The sequence below is a fragment of the Pseudomonas sp. 14P_5.3_Bac1 genome (genome assembly GCF_025466135.1).
In the GTDB taxonomy this organism is placed as follows: Bacteria; Pseudomonadota; Gammaproteobacteria; order Pseudomonadales; family Pseudomonadaceae; genus Aquipseudomonas.
In genome coordinates, this window is sequence record NZ_JANLOF010000052.1 from 1 (window position 1) to 10,656 (window position 10,656).

Genomic DNA, 10,656 nt, shown 5'->3' on the forward strand with positions numbered 1-10,656 from the left:
CTAAGTGGCCCTGACCGCAGCAACGGATATGCACCCAACCCAACCCCCACCTGGTCGGCCCAGAGGCCGCCACGCCTAAACCGCCCGCGACATATGCTCACTGATACGCGACCGCAGCCACCGCTCCGACGGGTCATTATCATGCACCCCACTCCAAACCATCGACAACTCCGCCGCCTCAATCTCAAACGGCGGATCCTGCGCCCGTAACACCGTCCCCTCAGTCAACGCACAGGCCGCATAATCCGGCACCGTCGCAATAATCCGCGTGCCCGCCAACAACGCCCGCAACCCACTGAACTGCGGCACCGCCAACACCACCCGGCGCGCCCGGCCGATCCGCGCCAGGTCCAGGTCGATATTGCCGCTCAAATCCCCCGAAAACGACACCATCGCATGCGGCCGCTCACAGTAATCATCCAGGGTCAGCGGCGCCTCCCCGTCATCCCCCCGCAGCACCTTGCACGGAATATCGCGCAGCTTCTTGCGCTTGGCATTCGCCGGCAATTCCGTGGTGTAACTCACCCCCACCGAAATCTCCCCACTGGCCAACAACGCCGACATCAACAGGTAGTTGGCCCGACGCACCACCACGATAATCCCCGGCGCCTCCTCACGCAGTTGACTGAGCAACGGCGGAAACAACCCGAATTCCGCATCATCCGACAAACCAATACGAAACACCGCGCAGCTGGTGGAAGGGTCGAAATCCTTGGCGCGGCTGACCGCGCCGGAAATGGTGTCCATGGCCGGTTGCAACTCCTTGAGTATCGCCAGCGCCCGTGGCGTGGGCTCCATGCCCCGCCCATTGCGCAACAGCAGCGGGTCGTCGAACAAATCCCGCAAGCGCCCAAGCGCCGCACTCACCGCCGGTTGGCCCATAAAGAGCTTCTCGGCCACCCGGGTCAGGTTCTTCTCGAACATCAATGCTTCGAAAATCACCAGCAGGTTCATGTCGACGCGGCGCAAGTCGTTGCGGTTCATGGCGGCTTCCAAACGGTTTTCAGGCCGCCAGATAAGCAGATACCGCCATGCCGCGATTGCACGCCTGTGCTGTCTTTTCCGCGCCATGACCTGGCGAAATTAACAACGATTAACTCGTCAGCCAGACGGTCCGGCGCCAAAAATGAAGCGGTCTACACTGGATCCATTCACCGGGAACGCTCCCATCGACTACGGATATTTGTCATGGCCCGACTTGAGTACTGTGCTCCGCGCTTCTCCGCGACCGGCGGCCTATGCCCCCGACGCGAGCGCATTGCCAAACAACTGATCCTTGCCAACCTCGGCGAAAGCCTGGCAATTGCCGACCTGGCGCAGGCGTGCGCGCTGTCGCGCAGCCACTTCTCGCGCGCCTTCAAGTGCACCACCGGGCTGTCGCCGCAGGAGTGGATTCGCCAACAGCGTATCCAGCGGGCCAAGGAACTGATCACCGGCTCTTCCTTGAGCCTCACGCAAATCAGCCTGGAATGCGGGTTTTGCGACCAGGCGCACTTCTGCCATATGTTCACGCGCAGCGAAGGCGTCAACCCGATGACCTGGCGAAACCACCACTTGCGTCACAAGCCGCACGTGATTGCAGCCTAGTGGTCTGTACGCACCTGGAATATGCTGGCCAAACCCTTTTTCCCGAGCATGGGCCACCATGAGTGACCTCAGCGACCAGGCCGTGCATTTCGGCCCCTACCGCATCCACCCGCGCCAACGCCTGGTGCTGGAGGCCGGTCGCCCGTTGCGCCTGGGACGGCGTGCGGTGGAGATTCTGCTGATCCTGCTGGAGCAGGCCGGCAATGTGGTGAGCAAGCAGGAACTGATCGCGCGGGTCTGGCCGAAAACGGTGGTGGAAGACGGCAACCTGCGGGTGCACATGGCGGCGTTGCGCAAGGCACTCGGCGACGGCCAGGCCGGCCAGCGCTACATCGTCACCGTGGCCCAGCGCGGCTACAGTTTTGTTGCGCCACTGAGCATCGAACCGATGACGATTCCTGCCGACGGCCCGCCCCACAGCCAGGGCCATAACCTGCCACTGCGGCGCACGCGGATGATCGGTCGCCAGGCGCTGATCGATGCGCTGGTGCAGCAACTGCCGCAGCAACGCTTTATCACCCTCACCGGCGCAGGCGGCATTGGCAAGACCACGGTGGCGCTGCGGGTGGCCGAATTGCTGATCGGGCATTACCGCGACGGCATTCGCCTGCTGGACCTGGCACCGCTGAGCGCGCCGTCGATGATCCTGCCCAACCTCGCCGCGCTGCTCGACCTCACGCCCCAAGCGCATGAGCCGCTGCTGACCTTCGCCCGCAGCCTGCACGCGCGTCAGCTGTTGCTGGTGATCGACAATTGCGAACACTTGCTCGACGACATCGCCCTGATCAGCGAAACCCTGCTGCGCCACGCGCCCCACGTGCATATCCTGGCCACCAGCCGCGAAGCGCTGCGGGCCGAAGGCGAATACGTGCAGCGCCTCGAACCGCTGGCCTGCCCGCCCGCCTCCGGCAACCGTGCCCAGGCCCTCGGCTACCCGGCGTTGCAGCTGCTGATCGAACGCGCCATGTCCCATCAAGACCGTTTTGAACTCAGCGAAGCGCAACTGCCGCTGGCCATTGATATCTGCCAGCGCCTGGACGGCATTCCCCTGGCGATCGAGTTGGTGGCGGCGCAGATCCAGCGCTTCGGCCTGCCGGGGCTGCTGGTGCAAATGGAAGACAACTTTCGCCTGCTGGTGCGTGGCCGGCGCAGCGCCCTGCCCCGCCAGCAAACCCTGCGCGCCACGCTGGACTGGAGTTTCGAGCTGCTGACGGCCTGCGAGCAGATTTGCCTGCGGCGCCTGGCCGTGTTTCGTGGCGGGTTCAGCCTGGCCAGCGCAGCGGCGGTGATCGCCGGGGAGCGCATCGCGCCGAACGAGGTGCTGGGCTCGATCACCCAGTTGGTCGCCAAGTCGCTGCTCAACGTCGAGGCTGGCGATGACGACGTGGTCTATCGCCTGCTCGACATCACCCGCACCTACGCGCTGGAAAAACTCAGCGTGGCCGCCGAGCTTGAGGCCACCCGCGAGCGCCACGCGGCGCGCTGCCTGGCGCTGATGGAACAGGCCCGGGAGGACTGGGAACTGATCGCGACCCAGGTGTGGATCAGCCGCTATGCCCCGCTGCGCGAAGACATTCGCGCCGCCCTCGACTGGTGCCTGGGCGAGGTGGGTGCGCACTTGTTGGGTATTCGCCTCACGGTGAGTGCGATGCCGTTGTGGCAGGAACTGTCGCTGCTGCACGAGCACGGGCTGTACGTGGGCAAGGCTCTGGCGCGGCTGGCGCAGTCAACCGCGCCGAGCCAGCGCCTGCAGATGGAATTGCAGCTGGCGCTGGGCAGTTTCTCCTACCACGCCCAGGGCAGCACCCCACAGACCATTCAAGCCTTTGCCGGCGCGCTGCGCCTGGCGCAAGCGAGCAACGACCTCACCGGCCAGTTACGGGCGGTGTCGGGCCATATGGCGGTCAATTTGTGCAGCGGCAACTATCGCGAGGCGTTGGCACAGAGCCTGCACTTCGATCAGCTCGGCCCACAATCCGAGCCCTTGCTGGACCTCAGCGCCCAGCGCCTGCGGGTGCTGGCACAACACTTTGCCGGCAACCAGGCACTGGCGCTGCACAACGCCGAACAAGTGATGCAGCGCATGGCCCACAGCGGCCATCTGAATCGGTTTACCCATGGCTTCGGCGTGCAATACGACCAGAGTGTGGCGTCGTTGACGATGCTTGCGCGCATCCTGTGGCTGCGCGGTTTTGCAGAGCGTGCCTGGCGTACCGCCAACCAGGCGCTGGAGCTGGCGCTGCAGATCAACCACGGCACCTCGATCTGCTACACGCTGGCCCTGGCCGGCGTGGTGATCGCCCGCTACAACGGCGATAGCGCTGCGGCGCGTTCGTTGCTCGACCTGTTGCTGCAACAGGCACAAAAACACTCGGTGCAGTTGTTTCACACCTGGGCGCAGCACTACGCGGGCACGGCGCCGCAGGCGGATTTGCAAGGGCTGGGCCTGGTCCGGGACACACTGGTGACGTTCAACGCCATCGACGTAGATGATGAAGTGTTTGAGCGCGCCAGAAGTGGCGCGGCCGGTTGGTGCAGCGCCGAGATTCTGCGCGTGCGGGCCGAGGCGTTACCTGATCTTCACGCGCGCGAAACGCTGCTGCTGGAGGCGCTGGCCCTGGCGCATCAGCAAGGCGCGCTGGCCTGGGAGTTACGCAGCGCAATGTCGCTGGCAAGCCTATGGCAACGCCAAGGACGGCGGCAGGCGGCGCGCGACCTGTTGAACACTCTCTACAAGCAATTCAACGAAGGCTTTGCCACCCACGACCTAGTCTGCGTACGCCGCCTGCTCGACGAGTTGCAGGACAAACGGCTGGCCTGAACGGGAGCCCAGGTAATGCCCATAGCCCTTTTGCAATTGCGCGACTTGCAGCGGGTCGCGCAGTAGCGCCAGGGCGTAGCTGCGCACGCTGTTGAGCAGGCGGTAGCGCGCAGGGCCGGGGCCCGGCTCCACCGCCAGCATCGAGGTGGCCGCCAGACGCGACAGCAGGTAGGACAGGTCGGCGTGTTCCAGCTCGGTGCCTGCCACCAGCTCGCTCAAGCGCGGCAAGGTCACGGCCATTTTGAACAGCGCCAACTGCAGGAACAGCCAGCGCTGCGGCAGGCTCAGGCGCTGATACGACCAGTCGAGTGCCGCGATCAGGGATTGGTGCCGTTCCACTGCCGTGCGCCGGCCGCGCGTCAACACCTGCAAGCCTCTTTGCAACTGCTCGTGCACACCCCGTATGCCCAGGGCATCGACCTGGGCCGCCGCCAGTTCCAGGGCCAGGGGAATACCGTCGAGGCGCCGGCAGATGTCGCGCAGTGGCGCCAAATCCTGGGCACGCAGCACAAAGCCCTGCTGACCAGCACGCACCCGTGCGACAAATAACTGGACCGCCGCGGCGGCCATCGCCTGCTCGACACCGCGCCAGGCCGAGGGCATCGGCAGCGCCAGCCTGGGCACGTGTTGCACCCATTCGCCAGGCACCTGCAAGGCCTCACGACTGGTCAACACCACCGTCACCTGCGGCGCGTGTGCCTGCAGCGTGCGCACCAGGTGGCGGCAGGCGCCGAGCGACACATCGGCGCCGTCGAGTACCAGTAACAGCTGGCGCAGCGCCAACTGCTCGGCCAGGGCGTTGGCGCTGGCACAGGGTTGCAGGTTCAGCGTGGCGGCCAGATGAGGCAGCAGGTGGGTTGGCCCTTGCACCGTTGCCAGATCCACCCAGCACACGCCGTCGCGATAACGCGGCAACACGCGTTCAGCCAGGGCCAGGGCCACGGTGCTCTTGCCCACGCCAGCGCAGCCGGTGAGCATGATCAGCCGTTGGCTGTACAAGCGCCGCACCAGTGTGCCCAACAGCTCATCACGGCCCAGCACCGGGCTGAGTCGCACGGCCAGATTGTGCCAGGGCAACGCCGATGCGGCGCTGGCCGGCGCAACAAAGCAGTAGCCACGCAAGGGTTCATTGAGGATATAGCGCTGCCCGTCCAGCGCACGGCGCAGGGCCGCGATGTGCACGCGCAGGTTGTTCTCTTCCACCACGCTGCTCGGCCAGACCCGGGCAATCAGCGTGTCTTTGCGCACAAATTGCCCAGGCGTCTCCAGCAGTACCGCGAGGATATCCAGCGCACGCCCACCCAGCGGCACCGGCAGGCCGGCCTTGCTGACCAGCCGCTGTTGGCGGTGAAAGGTGTAGGGGCCAAAGCTGACTGCGTGTGGGTTGTGCATGCGGGTCAAAGCGCTGGAACACCCGGCCTTGGGCGTTTGCGCATCCTTTTCCATGGGCCTGTGGCTATCTTGCCAGCTCGCCATGACAGGACAATGCTGGCACGGGGAGCGCCACGGCCAATCAGGTGCGCGAAACAGACATCCTGTCGCTAACTGAACTGTTGTCGGTATTGCGTAGGGTTCAGGCCGAGCTTTTCACTGAACAGAAAACGCATGTGCCGCACGCTGCCAAACCCGGCGCGAAACGCCACGGTCTTGAGTGGCAGGTCGGTGGTTTCCAGCAACTGCCGGGCGCGGTCGATGCGCGCGCCTTGCAGGAACGCCATGGGCGTCATCTGCACCTCCTTGGCAAACAGCCGCGTGAAGTGCCGCGCGCTCATGCCCGCCAGCGCGGCCATTGAGTCGATGGTAAAGGGCTGGTCCAGCTGCGCCAGCACCTGGTTCTGCACCCGGGTGATCGCCGTTTCCAACGGCGCCACAGCCGCCGTCATCGGGCTGAACTGGGCCTGGCCGCCCTGGCGTTTCATCACCACCAGCAATACTTTGGCCACGTCCACCGCCACCTGTTTGCCATGGTCCTGGGCGACGACCGACAGCGCCAGGTCGATACCGGCGGTCACCCCGCCGGAGGTGATCAAGCGTCCATCCTGCAAATAAATACGATCGGTCTCGACGATAGCCTTGGGGAAGCCCTTGATCAGCCGTTCGGTGTAATGCCAGTGGGTGGTCACGCGGTGGCCGTCGAGCAGCCCGGCATGCCCCAGCACAAAGGCGCCGGTGCAGATCGAGCCAAAGCGTCGCGCCCTGGGTGCGGCGGCCTTGAGCCAGGGCAGCAGCGCAGGATGGCATTCGTTATAGGCACCGGGGCCGCCCGGCACCAGCAACAGGTCATAGGCGTCGTGGGCCTGCTCCAGTAACAGGTCGGGTTGCACCTGCACACCATTGGAGGCGCGCAGTGGGCCAGGCTCGGTGCCAATGGTCAGGATCTGATAGTGAGCGGTCGCCGGCAGGTAGCGATTGGCGATGGAAAACACTTCGAGTGGACCGGCCATATCGAGCAGCAAAAAGTCCGGAAACAGCGCCATGGCCACGGTTTTCATGCAGAGAAAGTCCATCGAGAAGGAAGTCGAGGCGACATTATGGCATGCCTTTTACTGTCAACCGCAGAGAGACAGTTATTCAGATTTCAGCTTCTTAATGAATTTCACGCTAACCATTAACCTTCTTCTCAACACAAGAGCCCTGCATGACGCAGCCCGCTCTCACTTGAGGACAAGACCATGCTGACCCTTCGCAAAGCTTCGGACCGCGGCGCCGCCAATCACGGTTGGTTGAAGTCGTTTCACACCTTCTCGTTCGCCAATTACTGGAACCCGGCCGAGCAGGGTTTTTCTGACCTGCTGGTGATCAACGATGACCGCGTCGCCGCCGGCAAAGGCTTCGGCCAGCACCCGCACCGCGACATGGAGATTTTCTCCTATGTGCTCGAAGGCGCCCTGGAACACAAGGACACCCTGGGCACCGGCTCGGTGATTCGCCCAGGCGATGTGCAGTTGATGAGCGCCGGCAGCGGCGTGGCGCACAGTGAGTTCAACCATAGCCAACGCCAGGGCGTGCACTTCCTGCAGATCTGGATCGTGCCGAATGTGGTCGGCGCCGAGCCGCGCTATCAACAGGAGCACTTCAGCGAGGCGCAGAAACGTGGGCGCTTGCAATTGATCATCTCGCCGGAAGGTGCCGAGGGTTCGCTGAATGTGCGCCAGGATGCGCGGGTGTATGCCGGGCTGTTCGACGGCGACGAAGCCGCGACGCTGGACGTGCCGCCGGATCGCCATGTGTACATCCACGTGGCCCGAGGCAGTGTTGAAGTCAACGGCCAGCGCTTGCACGAAGGCGACGGCGCCCGCGTGCGCGATGAACGGCAGATCAGCCTGAGCCACGGCGAAGATGCCGAGGTGCTGGTGTTCGACCTGCGCCCTCAGGAACGGCCGCAGATGCCTTGACCGTCACCGCGATGACCCGCCCCAAAACGGGTCATCGCTGGCGTCGATAGTCACCATCAGCTCAATGAAGTTCTCTTAAAAAAACCAACGCGTAACATCAAACCCATGCCAAACGGCACCCAACTAGAATACTCGGAGCACACCACCATGAAACGCCAACTCTTGCTTAGCCTCGCTTTCTCGGTACTTGCTGCAAACGCTTTTGCTCACCCGGTTGTCGCTGAAGGCGGCGCGGATCGCCCGCAAGGTAACTCCGTAGCCGAAGGCGGTTCTGACCGTCTGCTGGACCGTCGTGTTGCTGAAGGTGGCGCGGATCGTCTGCAGGAACGCGGTCTGGCTGAAGGCGGTGCTGATCGCTTGCAGGAACGTGGCCTGGCTGAAGGCGGTGCTGATCGCTTGCAGGAACGTGGCCTGGCTGAAGGCGGTGCGGATCGCTTGCAGGAACGCGGCCTGGCTGAAGGCGGTGCGGATCGCTTGCAGGAACGTGGCCTGGCTGAAGGCGGTGCGGATCGCTTGCAGGAACGTGGCCTGGCTGAAGGCGGTGCGGATCGCTTGCAGGAACGCGGTCTGGCCGAAGGCGGTGCGGATCGCTTGCAGGAACGTGGCCTGGCTGAAGGCGGTGCGGATCGTCTGCAAGGGCACAACGCGTAACCCCGCACTGTTTGCGGGGCACCCCAAACCGGCCTGATCAGCCGGTTTTTTTTCGCCTGCGGTTAACGCAGGTCGCGGTCCACCCACAGTACCGCCTTGCCGATCTGCTGCCGCGCCTCGATACGGGCATGAACGTGCTGCACTGTCTCCAGGCTGTAATGCCCTTCAATGTCCACCGTCAGCGCGCCTTCCAGCATCGCCGCGAACACGGCGTTGGCACGCCGTTGCACGGTCGCGCCATCGGCCATGTGGTCAGCCAGCCGTGGGCGCGTCAAGAACAACGAGCCCGCCTCCCCCAGCTCCATCGGGTCCAGGTCCGTCAGCGAGCCCGAGACATTGCCGTAGTTGACGATCAAACCGCGCGTGCGACAGGCGCGAAAACTCTCACGCAAGGTGTTTTTGCCGACGCAATCAAACACCACATCCACCCCTCGCCCGCCGGTGGCTTGCAGCACCTGATCGGCAAATCGCTCATAGGTCCAGGCTTGATGGGCGCCCTGCTGCAAGGCAATCGCACATTTCTCGACGCTGCTGGCGGTGGTCAATACCGTTGCCCCCAACCGACGCGCCATCTGCACCAGCAATTGGCCGATGCTGCCGGACGCGGCATGAACCAGGCAGGTACTGCCCGCCTGCAAACGCGCTACATCGTCGATCAGGTAGTGCGCGGTGCAGCCCTGAAACATCGCCGCAGCGGCCTGATCGAAGCCGATTGCGTTCGGGATCTGCGCAATTTTCTCGACAGGCACATTCGCATACTCGGCATACGCACCCCAGGCGATGCACCAGGCCACGCGGTCGCCCACAGCCAAGTGGCTGACGCCCGGACCGACTTCAACCACCACACCGGCGCCTTCCATGCCCAGGGTGCACGGCAGGCGCACCGGGTACGTCGAAGAGTGTGCGTATTTGCCCTGGCGGGTATGAATGTCCATGAAATTGATCCCGGCGCAGGCCACCTTGACCAGCACATGCCCCGGCGTGACCTGGGGTTTTTCAACGTCGTGGCGCAATTGGGCGACTTCGGGACCGCCGTAGGCTTGCAGGGTGATGGCTTTCATCGGGTAACAACTCCGTTTGCACTGGGAAGCGGCCATGGTAAAAGGGCACGCTCGGTAGGAATATTCCCCAACCCTTCCCAGCCTCTGTGCGGAAATAACCCGATGTTCGATTGGCAGGATCTGTATTACTTCACCGTTCTGGCCCGCACCCAGTCGCTGTCGGCGGCCGCCCGCGAGTTGCAGGTGGAACACGCCACCGTCGGGCGCCGCGTCGATGCGCTGGAAAAAGCCCTCGGCGTAAAACTGGTAGACCGCCTGCCACGCAGCCGGCCACTCACGGCTCAAGGCCTGGCGCTGGCCGAGCTGGCCGCAGGCATGGGCGAGATGGCCACCGACGTGCTGCGCCTGTCGCGGGTAGCCTCCATCGAACTGGCCGGCACTGTGCGAGTCAGTTGCCCGCCGTCCATCGCCAACCACTGCATCGCGCCTCACATAGCGCGGTTGCGGGCCCAGTACCCCCAGCTGAATCTGGTGCTGATACCGTCCACTCAACTGGCCGCGCTCGACAAGGGCGAGGCCGATATCGCCCTGCGCACGGTGCGCCCCGACGAAGAGGCGCTGGTGCGCCGCAAGGTCGGCGTGGCGCGCTTCGGTCTTTATGGCGCGCCCGCGTTCACGCAGCTGCCTGCTGCCCAATGGACCTTCATCGCCTACGACAGCAGCCGTGATCACCTGCCGCAACAGGCGTGGCTGCACCAACTGCGCGGCCAACGCCCGATCGTGTTTGCCGCCAGCGAGTTGATCACCCAACAGACGGCCGCGCGCGCGCACGTCGGCGCAGTGGTGTTGCCAACGTTGGTGGGCGACCACGATCCGCTGCTGGCCAGGTTGCCGACGCCCAGCGACGGGCCGGTCCGCGATATCTGGCTGACGGTGTACCCGGATATGCGCCGCTCGCCGTCGGTAAAGGTGGTGATGGAGTTTCTGGTGGCATGCATCGAAGGTGAAGTGCAGCTGCGGCGTTGAGTCAGCCGGCGGTGGCGTTGACTCCAGCACCTGCTTGGCGCGTTCCAGGCGCAGGGTTTGCACATAGCTCTGTGCATCAGATAGATGGGTGTCGGTTGTACTCGGTCAGAGGTGGGAGCGGGCTTGCTCGCGAAGGCGGTGCGCCAGTGACACATGAGCTGACTGTCCCACCCCA

Annotated in this window: 9 protein-coding genes; 5 read left to right on the forward strand and 4 right to left on the reverse strand. The window is 64.2% G+C overall.

What is annotated here, in order from left to right:
• Positions 1-75: 75 nt before the first annotated feature.
• Positions 76-984: a LysR substrate-binding domain-containing protein gene (locus tag NTD89_RS11595; protein WP_262207737.1), complete on the reverse strand. Its 909-nt coding sequence runs from the start codon at positions 982-984 to the stop codon at positions 76-78.
• 204 nt (positions 985-1,188) lie between these two features.
• On the opposite strand from NTD89_RS11595, the gene NTD89_RS11600 reads away from it, so the two are divergent.
• On the forward strand, positions 1,189-1,587 hold the full coding sequence (locus NTD89_RS11600; protein ID WP_145163655.1) for a helix-turn-helix domain-containing protein: 399 nt from the start codon (positions 1,189-1,191) through the stop codon (positions 1,585-1,587).
• A 58-nt stretch (positions 1,588-1,645) separates the two neighbouring features.
• Positions 1,646-4,408: an ATP-binding protein gene (locus tag NTD89_RS11605; RefSeq protein WP_262207739.1), complete on the forward strand. Its 2,763-nt coding sequence runs from the start codon at positions 1,646-1,648 to the stop codon at positions 4,406-4,408.
• On the opposite strand, the gene NTD89_RS11610 is transcribed toward NTD89_RS11605, so the two are convergent.
• On the reverse strand, positions 4,355-5,854 hold the full coding sequence (locus NTD89_RS11610) for an ATP-binding protein (protein WP_262207740.1): 1,500 nt from the start codon (positions 5,852-5,854) through the stop codon (positions 4,355-4,357). The two genes, NTD89_RS11605 and NTD89_RS11610, sit on opposite strands and share 54 nt — an antisense overlap.
• Before the next feature lie 95 nt (positions 5,855-5,949).
• Positions 5,950-6,900: a GlxA family transcriptional regulator gene (locus NTD89_RS11615; protein WP_262207742.1), complete on the reverse strand. Its 951-nt coding sequence runs from the start codon at positions 6,898-6,900 to the stop codon at positions 5,950-5,952.
• A gap of 180 nt (positions 6,901-7,080) precedes the next feature.
• Between NTD89_RS11615 and NTD89_RS11620 the strand changes: the two genes are divergently transcribed.
• Both NTD89_RS11620 and NTD89_RS11625 read left to right on the forward strand, forming a co-directional pair.
• Positions 7,081-7,803, forward strand: coding sequence for a pirin family protein (locus NTD89_RS11620; RefSeq protein ID WP_262207744.1), 723 nt, complete (start codon positions 7,081-7,083; stop codon positions 7,801-7,803).
• A 147-nt stretch (positions 7,804-7,950) separates the two neighbouring features.
• Entirely contained in the window at positions 7,951-8,454 is a 504-nt protein-coding gene (locus NTD89_RS11625) for a hypothetical protein (protein WP_262207746.1), read from the forward strand.
• 62 nt (positions 8,455-8,516) lie between these two features.
• On the opposite strand, the gene NTD89_RS11630 is transcribed toward NTD89_RS11625, so the two are convergent.
• The gene (locus NTD89_RS11630; RefSeq protein WP_262207748.1) at positions 8,517-9,515 is read right to left on the reverse strand and encodes a quinone oxidoreductase family protein; all 999 of its coding nucleotides are present in this window, start codon (positions 9,513-9,515) and stop codon (positions 8,517-8,519) included.
• A gap of 102 nt (positions 9,516-9,617) precedes the next feature.
• Here NTD89_RS11630 and NTD89_RS11635 point away from each other — a divergent pair, with 102 nt between their 5' ends.
• Entirely contained in the window at positions 9,618-10,481 is an 864-nt protein-coding gene (locus NTD89_RS11635) for a LysR family transcriptional regulator (protein WP_262207749.1), read from the forward strand.
• The last annotated feature ends 175 nt before the right edge of the window (positions 10,482-10,656 follow it).